We start from the raw sequence: 17,155 nt of genomic DNA, 5'->3' as shown, positions 1-17,155 counted from the left end.
CCCGAAGTCGTCGCCACCCGGTGCTGCAACGGCAGGCCAACCGCCGCTCCGGCGACCGGGTCGAGCGCTACCGCGGCGCAGGCACCGCTAGAGCGGCTGCCCAGCTGAGCGGCTCGAGCCACCCACCTCGGCGACGACGAACACCCGCCGGAACGGGAAGATCGTCGTCCCGTCGGATCGGGGCGGGTAGGCGTCCAGCAGCAGCGGGATCAGCTCCTCGCGGAACTGCTGCCAAGTTTCGTCGTCGAGCCGCTCGCGAACCGGAACCAGCGCGGTGCCGGTGATCCATTCCAGCACCGGATGCGCGCCGGTCAGCTGGTGCAGATACGTGGTCTCCCAGACATCGACCTTGCATCCGGCGTCGAGCAGCAGATTGGCGTAGTGCGCTGGTGGCTGAACCACCGCCCCGACCCGAAATGGTATGTCGCGCAGCAACTTCGCGTATGGCTCTCGTCGGGCCAGCGCCCGCACCGCCGCGTAGGACGGCGACTCGAAGTTGCCCGGCATCTGGACACCGAGCCACGATCCGGACGCCAGTTGCCCCGCCCACCGGAGCAGCAGGTCGGCGTGCTCGGGCACCCAATGCAGGGCCGCGTTGCTGACCACCACGTCGGTGTCGGGTTTGGGCTTCCAGTCGCGCAGGTCACCGGTGACGGCGTCGATGCCGCGCTCCTTGGCCGCGGCCACCATCTCCGGCGAGCTGTCGATCGCCTCGATCACCGCGTCGGGCCAGCGGCGGGCCAGATACTTCGTCAGGTGACCGGGGCCGCAACCGAGATCGACGACCCTGCGCGCCCGCTCGGCACCCACCCGCGACAGCAGGTCGTAGAAGGGGCGGCCGCGATGGTCGGCGAAGGCCAGGTAAACGTCCGGATCCCACATGTCGATCCTCCTGATCCTCGCGCCGCCGCCAGCCGGCCGCTAGCAAACCGTATAACTCCCATGGTGCGCCGATGCGGCCCGACTGGTCCCGGGATCACACCGCTACCACCGAAACCGGTCGAAACGCCCGGGCCGTGCACGCCTGTCGGGCTACCATCGGCGTTCGTGGCGTCCGACTCAGATCCGATCGACCCGCCCATCCCCGTTCCGGACGTTCCCGGCGCCGATCTACCGGCCGGCGCCGGCGGATTACCCCCCCACTCGGCGTTGTCACCCCGCCAGCGAATGGTAGTCGAGGCTTCGGCCTTCGGCGATCTGGCCCTGCGCACCTGGGTGGCCTCGCTGCTCACCACCACGGTCGCCCCGTTCGTGGTCGCCAGCACCCTGCGGCAATCCGATTCCGCCACCGAGCGCGGCAACCTCGACTTCTACGCCGAGTTGGGCGCGGCGGGAGACCCGGCGCGGTCCTTTCCGCCACCCACCGAGGCGCCCCGGGTCTCGTCGCGGCGGGCCAGCCCGCTGGCGGAGTGGATCGCGCGCGGCACGGTTGACAACATCGCGTTCCCCAGTAGTTTCACCGCCGTCAACCCCGCCATGCGTACCCAGTGGGGTGCCTGGCGATCCAACAACATCGTGCGCGCACAGCATTGGCGCCACGACGACGGACCACGTCCCACCCTGTGCGTCATCCACGGCTTCATGGGATCGTCGTATCTGGCCAACGGGCGGTTCTTTTCGTTGCCGTGGTACTACCGGTCCGGCTACGACGTGCTGATGTACACCTTGCCCTTTCACGGCAAGCGGGCCGAAAAGTTCTCACCCTTCAGCGGTTTCGGCTATTTCGCCGCAGGGCTCAGCGGCTTCGCCGAGGCCATGGCCCAGGCCGTGCACGACTTCCGTTCCATCGTCGACTATCTGCGCCACACCGGGGTCGACCGCATCGCGCTCACCGGGATCTCGCTGGGCGGTTACACCTCGGCGCTGGTTGCCTCGGTCGACGATCGACTCGAGGCCGTCATCCCGAACTGTCCCGTCGTCACGCCGTCGACGTTGTTCGACGAATGGTTCCCGGCCAACAAGCTGGTCCGGCTGGGCCTGCGGCTCTCCGACATCAGCCACAACGACCTGGCGGCCGGTCTGGCCTACCACTGTCCACTCAATTACCGGCCGCTGGTGGGCCGGGACCGCCGGATGATCATCACCGGACTCGGCGACCGGATGGCGCCGCCCGACCATGCCGTCAAACTATGGCAACACTGGGATCGCTGTGCGCTGCACTGGTTTCCAGGCAGTCACGTGCTGCACATAAGCCAGTTGGATTATCTGCGCCGGATGACCGCGTTCCTGCAGGAGGTTATGTTCTGACCACACCGACGGTGTCGGCCGTGTCGGTGAGCGAGGCACGGTGAGCCCCACCGACCAGGGTGGGCCAGTGTAGCCACGAGAGCAGGTCCGCGGGGGCGGCGGTGTGTCCGCCGAGTCGCCGCGTGGACAACAGGTCCAGCGCCGTCAACGCGGGCAGGTGGTTTCCGCGCTGCGGGGTCAGCCCGTCCACCGGCGTTTTGCCGTCCGGGCCGGTCTCGGTCTGGAACGCGCACGCTACGGCAACGGTGGGCTGGGTCCTGTCACCGGCGATCTCGAGCGCAATACACGTTTCGCGCGCCGCATACGACCGGATCGCCTCCAAGGTTTCCGGCAGCGCGTCATCCACCTGAACTTGGTATGCGGCAAGGTAATCCGAAGCCCCGCGCTGCACACCCCGCCACCTCTCGCGCGGGTTGGACGTCAACAATCGGGGAACGTCGTCGGCTGCGACGGTGGTGGCTTCCCAACCGATCTCCCGGAGATGGTCGGCCAGCCGGCGCGCGGCGACCTGAGCGGTCTCGTGCAATGGGATTCGCGGTGACCGGGCTTGCAGCGCAGCCAGATTGTCCGGGGCCGACACGGTGAGCCCGACCCAGGTCTCGCGCCTCGATGCGTCGGAGGCGTTGTCGCGGCTGGTGATCCTGATCTTGTCCGCCCGGATGCCGTAGCGGTCCAGGTAGCTCGCGATCAGCGGGAGCGGAAGTACATCGACGTCGCCCTCCAGTGCGCCGATGCGAACCAGAGCGGTCGTCGCCGCGTCGGAAGTGTTCTCGGGCACGCCATTGCCGCGCACGATCATCGCCAGGCGACGGCGCACAATGGTGGTGAAATGCAGACCACCCCACCAACCGAACAAGACGATCACGACGGTGGCCGCGATGCCGAGCAGCCAGTAGTCCCGGGGCGATCGCCACGGGTAGGCCATCACCGCGGGCACAATGGCCAACAGCGCCAACGTGATTCGACCGCTGCCGGGAGTCGGTATCCGATGCTTGCTCACGGGGTGGGGTCCTTTCGTCGGCGTGCGGTGATTGCGGCGATCCCGCCGGCGATTGCGACAAGCACGGCCAACGCGGCGGTGCCGGCCACCGCGACGGTCCGTGGTGTCGTGTTCTCGGGTGCTGGTGCCGGCGGCACGGCGACCGGCTTGGCCGACGCCGCGCCGGGTTGATTGTCGGCGGGCATTTGCCAGGTCAACGCCGCCACTGGGTCCACGCCGCCGGCGCCCACCACGTTGGACGGATCGCGAGCGCCATTGTGCGCGGTTGCGCTGATGCGATGCAGCACCGCAGTCGCTTTCAGATCGGGATACTTGCTGCGGACCAGCGCGGCGACGCCGGCAACGTAGCCGGCGGCATAGCTGGTACCACTCAGGGCGGCCAATTGTTGGTGCTCGCCGGGCAGGCCATTAGCCAGCGCGCCTCCGTCGCCGTTGCCGATTGACACGATGCGCTCACCGGGTGCTGCGGCACCGACCCACGGCCCGGCCACAGTGAATTTCGACGGCTGTCCATCGGGGGTCAGCGAAGCCACCGACAGCACGTACGGCTGCCACAACGAGGGGATGGAGACCGAGGTAACACCGGCCCAGTTTCGCGGATCGCCCGGACGGCTCAGATCGGTCAGCGGATTGGATTCGCACGACGTGCCGCCGGACAGCGATCCGGTCGGACCGCTGTCGCCCGCGCCGGCCACGATCACCGCGTCCTTGTCCACCGCCGCGTAGCGGATCGCCGCACCCAGCGCGGCCTGGTCGACGGGCCGATCCACGGGCAGGCAGGTGGCTTCTCCGACGTTGATCACCCGAGCGCCGAGGTCGGCGGCGTGCACGATCGCCCGGGCGAGCGTCGTAACCTCAGCAGACACCTGCGCCGCCATCGGGTCGCCACCCGGCGTCCGCGGCGAGAACTTGGCCGAGGTCGTCCTGATCGACACCACTCGCGCGGCGGGCGCGACCCCGGCGAACCCGTCCTCAGGCGACGACTGGCCGGCGATGATCCCGGCCACCAGGGTTCCGTGCCCGTCGCAGTCGGTCAGGCCGTCGGTCGTCTCGACGAAGTCACCGCCGGGATCGACGTTGGGCAGCCGCGGCCCCGGGCGCACCCCGGTGTCGAGCACCGCTACCAGCTGGCCCTCGCCGCGCGAAAATTGCCATGCGGCAGGGAGGTTCAGCCCCTGTTGGCTGGGCGTGACCGCGCGTGGGTCGGTGCCCGCGATGACTCCAGCGGCGCTGCATGGCCCGCGCTGTTCCATCGGCTGGACGGGGCCCGGTGTTCCGCTGGGCGGGGCGACGGCGGGATCAACCGTCGGCGGGCTGATCGCGAATGCCGGCGAACTCGACCACGTCGCAGCGGCCGGCCCTAAGGCCAGCGCCGCTGCGAAGCAGGCTGATGCCGCTCGAATCATCGATTGAGCACCCAGCTGAACAGGCCGACCAGGAACGCCATGACGGGGATCAGCGACGCATCGAGTCCGGTCGCGACGAAGCCCAGCAGCCGGCGCACCGGCAGCGAATAGCTTTCCGGCGCAGCGATTCCCGGGTTCAGCGCCACCACGATCCACATCGACACCAGTGCGAGGAGCACCAGCACCGCGCCCAGGGCCGCGGTGTAGCGTCCGGTCGAGGTGTAGAGCACCAGCAGCACACCGGCGACTAGGTACGGCTGGGCGAGAAGCCAGGCCTTGCACGCGGCCGAATCCCACACCCGGGCGCGCAGGACGGACGTCGCCGCCGTCGCCGCGAGCACGTACCAACCCGCCCCACTCAGCGCCTCGGGGCGCAACCCGATCGCCACTGAGCCGAGCACACTGAGTAGCACTGCGGCAGCAATGAATCCGTTCTGGTGGGCGTCACCGATCCGCACCCGGCGCGGCAAGTCCTCGAGCACCTGCAGCGACGGTGCTGACGGGGTGGGGTCCCCGGGCGCAGGAATCACCGGCACCGGGAACCGCGCCCACAGCGCGGACAGCTGCGCCGCCTCGATGGTGACCAGCAGCGCCGCCACGATCAGGCCGCAACCGATCGCGATTGGCTTGAGATGCCAGAGCAATTCGGCGCCGGCGGCCAGCAGCACCCCGGTTCCCACCACCGCGGTCGCCGTGAAGAACCCGGCAATGCGCTCACGCTCGACACTGGGAACCATCAAGGCGATCAACGACCACGCGGCGACGCCGGCCGCGGGCAGCATCAAATGCGCCGGCCCGAATCTCCCGGGTACCGCAAGCGCCAGTGCACCGGCGATGGGCACCAACGCGGCAATCGAAAGCGCCGCTCCGGTGCGTGCCGAACGCGCCGTGACCAGCACGCCGACGATCGCGGTCAGCGCGGCGACCACACTCACGGCGACCAGCCCCAGCAACGCGCCGGTGGCCACCCGGTAGGTGACAGACAGTCCGGTCGCCAGGAATGCTACGGCGATCGCCGCGGCCAGCGCGCCACGCTGGATATGGGTTGTGCCCCAAGGCTTGATCCGGGAGGTCGAGAAAATCATGGCGGCATCGGCGATGTCCTCGACGATGCCGGGCGCGGCCGGACCGACCGGCACCGGCTGCAGCGCCAACAAGTCGCCGTCGACGACTCCGACGGTGTCCAGGCTGGCGTCCAGACTGAACGGCAGCCCACCGATGGGGGCCAGGCTCAGTTGGCTGGCCGCGCCGGTCTCGGCGGCTCCGCGAGATTCAACGGCGTCATCCGCGTCGCCGTTCGCAGCCGGGACCACCAAACGCTGGACGGCGGGCAGGATCTCACGCAGCGGCAGCTCGGCCGGCAAGGCGATTTCCGTCAGCCTGCTGTCCGCGAGGATTGCCACGCGGACGATGGGCATGACGGTTCCGGATGTCACCGGAGCCTCGAAGAATGTTGCGGCCGTTCCTGGAACATCGTGCTCTCTTCTCTAGTTTCTATCAGTGTTGGACGGACAGTGTTGAAGGGGAAAAGTCTCGGGCTAACCGGTGTTCGCAGAACCATCCGGCGTCTGGCAGTAGGGCGGTCAGCTGTTCTATCGCGACGGCGATCGCGAAGGGTGTTCCGGGTGCGAAGGTGGAGATCCACTCGCCGTCGAACGCGCGGGACGGACTGATCAGCACCCGCCCCGCGGGCGCGTCGACAATGCTCATCCCGACCTCGGTGGTTGCGTGGTGGCCGTCTCGGTGGCAGCCGGCGACGATCTCGACGTAACTGCGCGTTCCGTTGAACACCGACTCCACCACCGGCCGTGCCGATTGCGGGATACCCAAGTAGTCGAGGACCTCGGAAAGCGTTGCGCCCGAACGCAGTCGCTCGTCAGCCCTGGCCCCAACCCGCGTCGGCATGCTGAACTCGTCGAATCGAGCCGGTGCTCGCTGCGCGAGCCCGACGCCGAGGACCGGAACCAGCGCGCGCGGATCGTCGATTTCCATCACGGTGAACGTGATCAGCTGTGCGCTGCGCAGCGCGACAACCGTCTTGGAGGGCCGGCCGGTGATCCCGGCGCGCTGCGCGACGACGCCACGCAGCAGCCCGCTGTCCTCGCCGGTGGGATTGGTGGGGCCCACGTAGCGCAGGTCGAACCAACGCTCCGGAAAGCACACCACCTTGACCCACTCGGCGACCGCGGGGTTGATGAGTCCGCTTTCTGACACCAGACCCATCTCGGTCAGCTCGGCCCGCTGACGATCGAGAAACGCGTTGCGCTCTGCGGCATCGGTATAGGGCGAGGTGATCGCGAGCACCCACGGGAAGCTGCCCGCCCCAACCGTTTCCGCAATGAACCACGCATGATCGACCGTCAGCTCGACGGCGTTGGGTTGCGCGTTCATCCAGGCGGTACTAACCGCCCCATTTGGCGGCTTCGGCCTGGTCGCGCGCCAGCATGGACATGGTGTTGGCCTCATGCGTGCTGGACATCGCCTGGTAGGCCCGCACCAGGCTTTCCATCGCCTGGTTCCATTGGGCCTGCCACACCTGGTACGTCATCCCGGTGTCACCCTGCCAGGCGTTGGACAGCGTCGCCTGCTCGCTGGCGATGTCGGCGCCGAGCCCCTGCAACGTGCCGGCATAGCCCGACATGTCGGCGGCGTGGCTCAACATCGCCGGGTAGTTGTACATGATCTGTGACATCACAAGTCCTTTCGCGGGTTGTTGGCTTCTAAAGCGGCTGTGTCAGAACCCGGTGTAACCGGACGCGGCGGCAGCGTCGGCGGCCACATAGGTGCCCGCAGCGTCGCCGAGGTTGGCCTGTGCGATATCAAGCAATGTGTTCACCCGCGCAGCGGCCTCCACGAACCGGGCATGCGCGGCCTGAAATGCCACCGAAGACTCACCCTGGTGATACGCCTGCGCCGACATCGCTTCCTGCTCGGCCTGGCTGATCGTGCTGCGCATCAACCCCGACTTGGCACCGAACGCTGATTGCGCGGCCACCAACTGGGGAATATGAGCGTCCAACATACTCATAGTGATTCCTTTCTCCTAGATCTCTTTGCTGCCCTTGGGGTTTGGGGTATCGAGCTGCATCGTGCTGACTGTCTTATCCCCCTTCTCGATGCTCGGTTGGGCCTGCCGGGTGATCTGGATCGTGCTCCCAGGTGCCCGGCACCATGGGCATTCGCGGGCCGCCGCCGAACTCGCCGCCGGCCAGCTTGGTCAATCCGGCCGCCTGGAACGTGGCCTCCTGCTGCGAGGTTCCGGCGAAGCCCAGTGTTCCGGCTCCCTTTCCCGACGCCACCGCGGCAACCAGCCGCTCCTCATCGCTGTAGCCCGGCGGTACACCGATGTCGGCGTCCATGTCCGCGAACTCGTCGGCATGGTCGTGCAGCGGGGCTCGCCGACGGCGCCGCGCCCGCGCCTCGGCCCGGCTCGGCGCCGCCACACCGGCCGCCGGGACGGTGGCCGCCGGCGCCTTGGCTCCGCCGCGACCCCCCAGCGCGGGACCGACACCGGTTTCGGGGTCACCGCCGACGGCGATTAGGTAGGCGAAGTTGGCGGTCGCGACCGCCGGCGCCGGCGCGGCGGGCGCGGCGGAACCCGCGGCGACCGTGGCGGCCGAGGCGCCGGCGGGAGTCGCCACCGTCGGAGCCAGCGCTACCGCCGGCGGCATGGACGGCCTGTTCGACGTCGGTACCGGCGCCACGACGGCGGGAACGGCATCCGGCGCGACCTCGACCGGCGGGGTGAGCAACGAACTGAGGCCGATGCCCAGCAGTATCGGCAGCAAGAACGGTGCGGTCAGCAGCGCGCCCCAGGTTGGCCATCCGACGGCGTTGAAAAACACTTGGTAGGCAACGAAGAACAGCAGCGGTCCGTTGGCCGCCAGAAACGCCGGCAGATTCGAGGAGAAGTTCTGCAACATCTGCTGGATGTTCTGGAAGAAGTCCTGCAGGAACTTCGACAACTGCTGGATGAAGTTCTGCCACCAATCCCCGGAGGTGTTCTGCGAGGCGTTGACCGCGAGGCTGTTGGTTTGGCCGCCGGGATTCACGATGGACGGCGCCGCCGTGGTGCGCGGCGCCGTGGCCAATGCAGAGCCCGAGACGGCCTGGTAGGTGCCCATCGTGATGGCCGCCTGGACCCACATCCGCGCGTAGTCGGCTTCATTGACCGCAATCGGAATGGTATTGATGCCGAAGAAGTTCGTCGCCATCAGCACGCCGTGGACCACATGGTTGGTCGCCAGCTCGGGCAGCGTCGGCATGGCCGCCAAAGCCGTGGTGTAAGCCGCCGCCGCTATCTCATGCTGCGCGGCGAGCGCGGCGCTATTGGCACTGGCCTGCTGCAGCCAAGCCAGATACGGCAGGTGGGCCGCCACGTACTGCTCGGCGCTCGGTCCCGCCCAGGCCCCAGCCTGTGCCTCCGCCAGCAGCCCACTGAGTTCGGCTGCCGCCGAGGCGTATTGGGTGCTCAGCGCGGTCCATGCACCGGCGGCCGTCAACAGCGGTCCCGGTCCTGGGCCGGCGCTGAGCAACGCCGAATGCGCCTCGGGTGGCAAAGCCATCCAGAAGGGCGCGGCGGGGGAGGTCATCGGTCAGGCGCCCGCAATCCCGTACGTCGCGGCGGCCGCGGTGTCTCCCGCGAGGTAGCTTGCGCCGGCTTCCCCGACGCCGATCCCCGCGCGGCCCAACTCCTCGACGCCTTGGGCCGCCACGGCCGAGTGCTCCTGGCCCTGCGCGCTGAATCCGACGGCCGTCTGCAGCGATACCGGATCCACCGCCGGCGGCACCACCGCGGTGATCGCCGGAGCCGCCGCCGCATGCGCGGCCGCCAGCCGCGCCGTCAGCGCCTCCACCGCAGCGCTGGTGGCGGCCAGTCCCTCGGGAACCACTCGCAACGTCATCATTACCCCTTTCGTGGTCCTGCTGTTCTCACTTGCTTAGCCATCAGTGGGCGAAACCGTCGTTGGCGCCCTCGATCACCGACTCCCGGGCCAACGGATTGACCAGCTGCACGTAGGCGGGGCTATCGCTGTCGCCCAACAGAATCGCCCGCCCGGCAGGCAACCGGCCGAATCGTTGACCGCGGATCTTGCCGCTGTCTTGCGGGTTGCCGCCCAGCATCAACGTGGTTGCCTGCAAGTCGTTGAAACGGCGCAACAGCGGGTTCGTCATCAACGCATGCCCCGATCCGGTGGCCCGTGCGGTGACGATCACCCGCAACCCCAAATCAGCCGCCTGCGACAGAATCCCGATCAGCGGAGTCCACGGCCGCTGCCCGATATACGGGCCGCTCATCGCCGGCGAGTCCGGAATCTGGTCCACGTCGTCGATGATCAGGTAATGAGTGTGGCCCGTGTAGGTCCAGCGGGACAGCTCGCCGGGTGACAACCCCGCCGGCGGCCGACGCGATTCGATGAGGTTGGCCAGCCCCAACATCGCCGGGATGATGCGGTCGATATTGGCGGTGTACTCGTTGTCGTTGAACAACGGCTCGTCGACCAGGTGCAGCCGCCGGTCCAGCACGGTGAAGGCCACCTGATCGGGCGAAGAGTGCTCACGGACCGTGCGAATGAGGTGGCGCAGCAACGTGGTCTTACCCGTTTTGCTGTCGCCGAACACCATCAGCAGCGGGTTTTCGGCGAAGTTGACCACGACCGGCGCGAGATCTTCTTCGCGCTGGCCGATGACCACCTGCTCCGGGCCGCGATACAACGCACCCAGTGCCTCGGGGACCAGGTTGGTCGGCAGCAGCCGAACGGGCGGCGCGGTGATGTCCGGGTAGCGGGCATTGAGCGCGGCCACCTGATCCAGTTCCGGTGTCGCGAAGAGGAAATGCTCGGCGGACATGGTCAAGCCGCGTCCCGGCTGATCGTGCGGCACGGCTTCGGCGGGGCGACGCAGCGCGCCGAGCACCCGCACGTTGCTGTCCCGCGCGTCGTGCAGCTTGAGCTCGAGCCGCAGCCCGAGGCCGTCGCGCATGGACAACGGCACCTCCAGCCAGCTCGGCGTGGTGACGACGACGTGAATGCCATACGCCAGGCCGATATTCACCAGCTCAGTAACCTTGGCCAGCAACGGGTTACGCGTGTTGAACTGGTCCGTATTGTCACGCCCGAACGCGTAGAGGTTGTCGATGACCAGGAACACTTCACCGTAGCCGTCGTCGGGAGCAGAACCGTGCTTGTCCCGGAACGACTCTCGCCTCTGCCGCGACAGCAGCAGCTGCTCGAGCTCCCCGAAGGTACGCCGGATACGTTCGGGTTCCAGCGCCGACGCAACGCTGCCGACGTGTGCCAGATCTTCCAGGGCGCGTAGCTTTCCGCCGCCGTAGTCCAAGCAGTAGAAGGTGACCTCGCGCGGCGAGTGCAGGCTGGCCGCCGACAAGATAAACGTCTGCAGCGCAGTCGACTTCCCCGATTTGGGGCCACCGTGGATGACCATGTTCCCGGCCGACGATGCAGCCTCGAAGACAAGCGGGTCGCGACGCATCTCAAACGGCTTGTCGATCTCACCGAGCGGCCACTGCCACTGCCGCTGCGGCACACCGGCACGAGCCAGCACCGCAGTCAGCGGAATCGGCTCGTCCAGCGGCGGCAGCCACAGCTGCGGTGCACGCGGCCCGTAACCGGCCAGTTGGTCGCCGATGGTAGCGATCAGCCTGCGCGGCGGCCCGACAAGTTCGTCGTCCTCGACGCTGGTGACCACGGTGTCCTGCTCCGGCTCGACTCTTCCGGCCGTGAACAGCTTCGGCTCCGGGACAGCGGAAACCACAAAGGTTTTCGCCTTTTGGGGAGGATCGTAGATGCCGTCGACATAGGTGCTGCGGAACTTGATCGGAGTCGCACCGGGAGCGGGCACCAAGAAGCCGACACCTTTGTGCTCTTTGCCGGATTCGATGTGATAGGCGTCCTCCACGCCGATGATCTGGCGGGAGACGCTGGAACTGGCCACCTTCAGACCGATGCGATAGGAGGTGTTCTTGTCGATGTCCTTGATCTTCCCGACGTCCAGCGTCTGCGACGCGAACAGGATGTGGATGCGGAACGAACGACCCTTTCGGGCAACGTAATCGAACAACTCCGCGTATTCCGGGTGATCGGCCAGCATCAGCGTGAACTCGTCGGCGACCACGAACAGCGTGGGGATCGGTGGCAGGTCATGTCCGGCCGCGACGGCGGCCTCGTACTCCACCACCGAGTTGAACGCGCTGCCCTGAACCTGACGGCCGGCCTCACGCAGCAACGTCTCACGACGGGCCACCTCGCCGCGCAGCGTATCGGCGAACCGGTCGGCGAGCGACTTCTTCTCCGCCATGTTGGAGATCACCGCGACGACTTGCGGGAAGTCGCGGAAGCTGTCGGCGCCGGCCTCACCCTTGAAGTCGGCGTAGATGACGATCAGCCGGTCCGCCGAATGAGTCGTCAACAGCGACAACAGAATCGACATCAGGGTCTGAGACTTGCCCGAGCCTGTCATACCGATCATCAGGCCGTGCGGACCCATCCCGCCCTCGGCTTCGTCTTTGAGGTCGAACATCAGTGGCTCACCGGTCGCGGTGACCCCGATGGGAACCCGCAACTCGTCCTCGCGGCGGCGGGGCGCCCACAGCGTGGGTACGTCCAGGCGGGACGCGTCCGGAATACCCAGCAGCGTGGTGAAGGTGGCACCGCGGGTGGCCGCCGAGCGCAACCCGGCGTGGGTCGGGTTGGAGTCCCAGCGCGCCAGCTGCCGCGCAAGGTGCGCAGCCTCGTCGGCACCCAGCTGATCGGCGTGGTCGATGTAGGGTTGCCAGCCGCCGGTCTGCCAGCGCTCGATGGCGCCGCCCCTGATGCGCAGGATCGGCTTTTCCGGGTCCGAATACTGCTCGCGGTGCGGAGCTGTGGTGCTGCGGTGCACTACGGTCACACCCGCCCGGCCGACCGCCAGGGCCGACGCGGTCAGGTCGTAGTCGGGGTCGTCGACGACGATCAGCAGGTGCCGCAGTGCGTCCGCGGGCTCTCCGGTGAATGCCGGACGGTCGACGAGCGCCGAGCCCAGCGCCGAGACCAATTCTTCGGGGCTGGTCGACAGGAAGCGGGCCGGGCCGACACCGTCGACCTCACCGGGAATGTCGATGTGCGGCAGCCACTTCAGCCAGGACCATTCGGGGCTCTCCACGTCGCGAGTGACCAGGGCCACCCCGAGCATCGTCGGGTCATGCCACGTCACTGCCTGAGCGATCCAGGCACGCAACGCCGCTCGCGCCTCGTCTTCGGCGCCGATGACGGTGATCCGCGAGACCTTGGTCAGATCTATTCCGGTCGGCACGTCGCGCACGGTGCGGTGAGTGTCGAGCAGGCTACGTAATGCGCTGTGCGACACCGGCTCCAGGTCGATTTCATCGGCGGTGTCATTGACGCGCAGCGCGGTGGCCAACGGCACATGGTGGCGGCCGGCCCGCAGCACCAAAAAGTCGGGATCGTGCGGGTCGCGCTCCCACTGACGGCGGGATCCGGGCACGGTGGTCAGCGCTGTCGGCTCCGGGTGGGACCACTGCGCGGCGGCGCGTTGCTGGGTGGCCTGGGTCCGGATGTTGTCGCGGACCACCGACAGGTAGCGCAGGTAGTCGGCGCGCTCGGCATCGACCTCCTCGGTGCGCATCTTGTTGTCGTTGCCGCGATACATCGCGGTGGCAGCCAGCAGCAGCACGAACGGGAAGAACAGCGTCTGCGGAGAGATCATCCGCATCCCGGTGGCGAACAGGGCGACGATCATCCCGACGATCAGGATCACCAGCACGTAGGGCATCGCCCGGCGCAGGAATGAAGGCGGAATCACCCGGGGCAGCTCGGGCGGTGCCTCGATGGTGATGGTGCCCTTGCGGGTAACCGGTGGCGCCAGCCGGCGGCGCGCTTCGAAAATCAGTCGGCTCATCGGGACGCTCCCTCAGCTGATGCCACGTGGCCGGGCTTCTGGTCGGGCGTCAGCCCGTCGTGCGCCAGCAACGCGTCGGCGCGCGATAACGTCGGACCCTTAGCGAAAAGCGACAGCACCGACCATGGGATGGGAACCGGAGACCCGCTAAGACCAAGGGCCTCAACCGTTTTGCCATGCGCGGCGGTGGAGTGCTCGGCCTCGTTGTCGATGCCGTAGCGGACACCGGTGTCGGACACCCAGAACAGCGACCCGGCGCCGGGCGTGTCTGGGCCGCCGCCGACCGTCTGGGTGAAGTAGCCGGTGCCCGGCGCCAGGGCGACGCGGGTGGCCACCGGGCTGTCCTGCGGGGAACCGCCGCCGACCAGGTCGACGGTGCGTATCGATTCCGCTACCGGCAGGGCCGATCCGGAAAGCAGGTTCAGCGAGCTGGTGGCGGCCCCGGCCGGCTTGCTCCAATAGGCGCAGGTGACTGGGGACTTGGCCGCGTCGACCAAGGCAACCTGCTGATCCGGGTAGCGCGCGGTGTCCAGCATCCGCGACACCGGCAGCTTGGCCACCGCATCGGCACCCAGGCGCGGAGGTTGGTCCAGCCCATAGGAATTGGTGTTGCGCAGGATCGCGGCGAGAACCGGCGAGATTTGTTGCAGGCCGTCCGGCAACACCGCGTAGTAGCGGGGCGAACCAGACGAGCTCTGATCCAGGGCATAGGACACCACCACCGCCCCGATCGGCGCCGGCACGCTGAAGGGTGCCGGGGCGCCGGCGTTCGGGATGACCGGTGCGGTCAGCGAGGGTCCTTCGGTGATCGCGTTGAACAAGCCCAACGCGATGGGCCGCGGCGCGGGCACCTCAGAGTTCCCCTGTCCCAAACCAAGTGCGTTCGTGATCGCGTGGTCGGCCAGGTTGATCTGGCTGCGCCTGCCATCCCACAGCAGCCAGGTGCTGCCGCCCTTTTCACTCGGGGAGTCGACCAGGATCGCCTGCTTGGACCCGAGCGTGGTCGCCCGCGCGCCGCTGTTGTCCGGCCGGCCGGCGATCACCGTGACGCCCGTGCTGTGCACGGCATGGCCGCCCGAAGCAGTTTCGCTGACGGCGTCACACACCGTCCAGTTCGCGTCGTGCGAGGGGTTTTCCACCATGCGTTCGGGGGCGCCGGGGATGCCGATCAGGTTGCCGCGCGGAAACCGGTCCAGCTCACTGCTTTTCACCGTGGTGGGATTGACCGCACGGCCCACGATCAGCCGGGCCGAGGTCAGGTTGAGCACCGGGTGCAGATCGTCACCGATGCGTACATACAGTGCGGCGGTTGACCGGTCGGCGAGTACGGCGTTGGTACCCGCCGTCCCGCTGGGCCGGATCAGTGAAAACACGAAGCAGCCCGCCAGCCCGGTGATCAGCAGGAGCGCGCCCATCAAGACCGCGCGCGACTGGGTGCGCAGCGGATCAACGAGCATCCTGGTGTCGTGTAGGGCGATGCCGGAGGCGATCCTCCGCATCACGAATCGCCAGCCGCTGACCTGGTGGCGGGTGACGAAACCGCGCCGGTACTCGACCTGGTCCGGGTTGTCGTTGACGGGTGTTCGAGAGGAGAACGATCGGCGCTCGCCGGATGGCTCCGGGTTGGTCATGCCGGCTCCTGCAGACCGAGGCCTTGCAGCAACGGAGCAACCGAATTGCGGACGTCTTCGGCGGTGATGGTGACCAGCTCCTCATCGGTAAACTCGCCGGTTTGGGCGTGCTCGGAGTGATCCAGCCGGAATTCGCGTTCCTCTTCCGACTTTTCGACCACGTTACGAACGAATCGGCCGTTACCGGCGATATCGAGGCCTCGGCGTTCCACCCCGGCTGCATCCGCTTTTGACACTTCGGCCAGATGCGAAAACAACGCCTCGAGATCATGGAGCGCGGACTCGTCGAATGCGCTGTCGCGTTTGGCGGCCATGAAGTTCGCGATCTCGATCAGCTCAGGCGACTTGTACGACGGGAAGTCGATGCTGCGGGTGAACCGCGACCGCAGACCCTGGTTCGTGTCGAGGAACCGATCCAGGTCGGCGCGGTATCCCGCGACGATCACCACAAGCCGATCTCGGTCGTTCTCCATCCTGGCCAGCAGAGTGTCGATGGCCACCAGACCGAAGTCGTTCTTGGCACCCGTCGCCACCAGCGAGTAGGCCTCGTCGAGAAACAACACGCCATCAAGTGCGCTGTCGATGATCGCGTTGGTCTTGGCCTCGGTCTCACCGATGTGCTGGCCGATCAGGTCGGCCCGGTGCACCTCCTTGATGTTTTCCCGCTTCAAAAGGCCAAGGCCGCAATAGATTTTGGCGACCACCCGCGCGATGGTGGTCTTTCCGGTCCCGGGTGGGCCGGTGAATACCAGGTGGTGGGTACGCTGGGCCACCTCGAGCCCGCGCTGCTTACGCACCAGCTCCATGGCGACCGCGCTCTTGAGTCGGGCCACCTGGTCTTTGACTTTGTCCAAGCCGATGAATTCGTCGAGCTCGCGTTCGGCCTCTGCCAGCAGTATGCGCTTGCGCTCCTGGGCTTCGGGGTCGACGAAATCGCCGGGACCGGGCTCGGTTTCGGGGTCCCACGGGTCGGTGCGGGCCTCGATGCGGCCGGCGGTGGTGGTAACGATCCCAAAACTGGTGTCGGACAACGCGTGTTCGACCTGTTCGTTTTCGGGATGGGCGGCGTACAGATCCTGCAGAACTTCGCTTGCCGAGTCCTCGTCGACGTGCGCGCGCAAGACGAGCGCTTTGGCCAGGGTGCCGTCGAGCTCCGCCACCGCGACGGGACCCTCGGGTTCCTCGAGATAGGACAACGCCGGGGCAAACATACCGAGCCGGGCGAGCGCGATGCCCAGCGTGATTTTGGCCGCGTGCGAGAACGCGGCGTCGAGGTCTTGGTCGTTGACCACCGTGGTCAGCAGCTTGACGACGTCCGACCAGCGCTCGGCACGGTAATTGATGACGACGGCCACCCAGCGCGCCTCACGCCAGTTCGGGCGGCTCGCGGTGAGGCGACCAACGATTTCGTCGGCCTCAGCAAATCGTCCGCCCGCCGCCAGGCCCGCAGCGTAGGCGAGGTGAAATTCATCGGTACTGGAAGCGTGAAACTGCAGATACAGCCCGGAGTCGTAGCGGAAGCCCACCGTGCCGGGCGTCAGCTCCACCTGTCGCTGCAACACGCCGGACGTGGCCGCGGTGCGCGAAACAGCCTCCAGCACCCGAAAGGACGTGTCGCCCGCAGCGGCCAGCCCCGTCCAGGCGTCGCATTGGTCATGAGCGAGCCGGGTCAGCGCGGTGAACCCGGAGCGAGCTGCGGTCAGATCTGCCGGACGCTGACGCTGGTAGACCGCGATGCCGAGCGCGCGGCAACAGGTGGCGAACCGGCTGACGATGTCGCCGTCGACCCTGACATCGACCCGAGTATTAACCGGCTGAGCAGTCAGCATGCTGACATCACCGCGTTCCACGGCCGCTTGTTCTCATATGCGTAGCCTCCCCTAACCTAACCCGCCTGAAGTTAGCATTGCATAAGCTAACTGTCGAGCCGTTCGAGCCCTTCTGGCTCACCACAG

The 17,155-nt window shown here is 67.4% G+C and carries 13 protein-coding genes; 1 reads left to right on the top strand and 12 read right to left on the bottom strand.

Annotated elements, in window-relative coordinates:
• Positions 1 to 87: 87 nt before the first annotated feature.
• Positions 88 to 882: a trans-aconitate 2-methyltransferase gene (locus A5782_RS23955; RefSeq protein ID WP_067104760.1), complete on the bottom strand. Its 795-nt coding sequence runs from the start codon at positions 880 to 882 to the stop codon at positions 88 to 90.
• Between the two features lie 165 nt (positions 883 to 1,047).
• On the opposite strand from A5782_RS23955, the gene A5782_RS23950 reads away from it, so the two are divergent.
• Positions 1,048 to 2,247: a S9 family peptidase gene (locus A5782_RS23950; RefSeq protein ID WP_067104758.1), complete on the top strand. Its 1,200-nt coding sequence runs from the start codon at positions 1,048 to 1,050 to the stop codon at positions 2,245 to 2,247.
• On the opposite strand, the gene eccE is transcribed toward A5782_RS23950, so the two are convergent.
• The 11 genes from eccE to eccA all read right to left on the bottom strand — a co-directional run bounded on the left by eccE (position 2,237) and on the right by eccA (position 17,050).
• Entirely contained in the window at positions 2,237 to 3,247 is a 1,011-nt protein-coding gene (gene eccE, locus A5782_RS23945; RefSeq protein ID WP_067104756.1) for a type VII secretion protein EccE, read from the bottom strand. The genes A5782_RS23950 and eccE overlap by 11 nt on opposite strands.
• Positions 3,244 to 4,653 (bottom strand): type VII secretion-associated serine protease mycosin, encoded by a 1,410-nt coding sequence (mycP, locus tag A5782_RS23940; RefSeq protein ID WP_067104754.1) that lies wholly within the window; start codon positions 4,651 to 4,653, stop codon positions 3,244 to 3,246. The genes eccE and mycP overlap by 4 nt, the downstream gene beginning before the upstream one ends.
• A complete protein-coding gene (gene eccD / locus A5782_RS23935; RefSeq protein ID WP_156624093.1) occupies positions 4,650 to 6,071 on the bottom strand; it encodes a type VII secretion integral membrane protein EccD in 1,422 nt (473 codons plus the stop codon). The genes mycP and eccD overlap by 4 nt, the downstream gene beginning before the upstream one ends.
• Positions 6,072 to 6,150: 79 nt before the next feature.
• The gene (locus tag A5782_RS23930; protein WP_067104750.1) at positions 6,151 to 7,044 is read right to left on the bottom strand and encodes an ESX secretion-associated protein EspG; all 894 of its coding nucleotides are present in this window, start codon (positions 7,042 to 7,044) and stop codon (positions 6,151 to 6,153) included.
• A gap of 10 nt (positions 7,045 to 7,054) precedes the next feature.
• Positions 7,055 to 7,345 carry a WXG100 family type VII secretion target gene (locus A5782_RS23925; protein WP_067104747.1) on the bottom strand — a complete coding sequence of 97 codons (291 nt, stop codon included), beginning with the start codon at positions 7,343 to 7,345 and terminating at the stop codon, positions 7,055 to 7,057.
• A 42-nt stretch (positions 7,346 to 7,387) separates the two neighbouring features.
• Positions 7,388 to 7,681, bottom strand: coding sequence for a type VII secretion system protein EsxG (gene esxG / locus A5782_RS23920; RefSeq protein ID WP_067104745.1), 294 nt, complete (start codon positions 7,679 to 7,681; stop codon positions 7,388 to 7,390).
• Positions 7,682 to 7,754: 73 nt separating this feature from the next.
• Positions 7,755 to 9,245 (bottom strand): PPE family protein, encoded by a 1,491-nt coding sequence (locus A5782_RS23915; protein ID WP_067104743.1) that lies wholly within the window; start codon positions 9,243 to 9,245, stop codon positions 7,755 to 7,757.
• A gap of 3 nt (positions 9,246 to 9,248) precedes the next feature.
• A complete protein-coding gene (locus tag A5782_RS23910) occupies positions 9,249 to 9,557 on the bottom strand; it encodes a PE family protein (protein WP_067104771.1) in 309 nt (102 codons plus the stop codon).
• 43 nt (positions 9,558 to 9,600) lie between these two features.
• Positions 9,601 to 13,569, bottom strand: a complete 3,969-nt coding sequence (gene eccCa / locus A5782_RS23905; protein WP_067104741.1) for a type VII secretion protein EccCa — start codon at positions 13,567 to 13,569, stop codon at positions 9,601 to 9,603.
• Positions 13,566 to 15,200 carry a type VII secretion protein EccB gene (gene eccB, locus A5782_RS23900; RefSeq protein ID WP_067104739.1) on the bottom strand — a complete coding sequence of 545 codons (1,635 nt, stop codon included), beginning with the start codon at positions 15,198 to 15,200 and terminating at the stop codon, positions 13,566 to 13,568. Before eccB ends, eccCa begins: the two co-directional genes overlap by 4 nt.
• Positions 15,197 to 17,050 carry a type VII secretion AAA-ATPase EccA gene (eccA, locus tag A5782_RS23895; protein ID WP_067104737.1) on the bottom strand — a complete coding sequence of 618 codons (1,854 nt, stop codon included), beginning with the start codon at positions 17,048 to 17,050 and terminating at the stop codon, positions 15,197 to 15,199. The genes eccB and eccA overlap by 4 nt, the downstream gene beginning before the upstream one ends.
• Positions 17,051 to 17,155: the final 105 nt, after the last annotated feature.

The sequence above is a fragment of the Mycobacterium sp. 852002-40037_SCH5390672 genome, assembly GCF_001665875.1.
GTDB lineage: Bacteria > Actinomycetota > Actinomycetes > Mycobacteriales > Mycobacteriaceae > Mycobacterium.
This window is presented reverse-complemented; position numbering and strand designations above follow the sequence as displayed.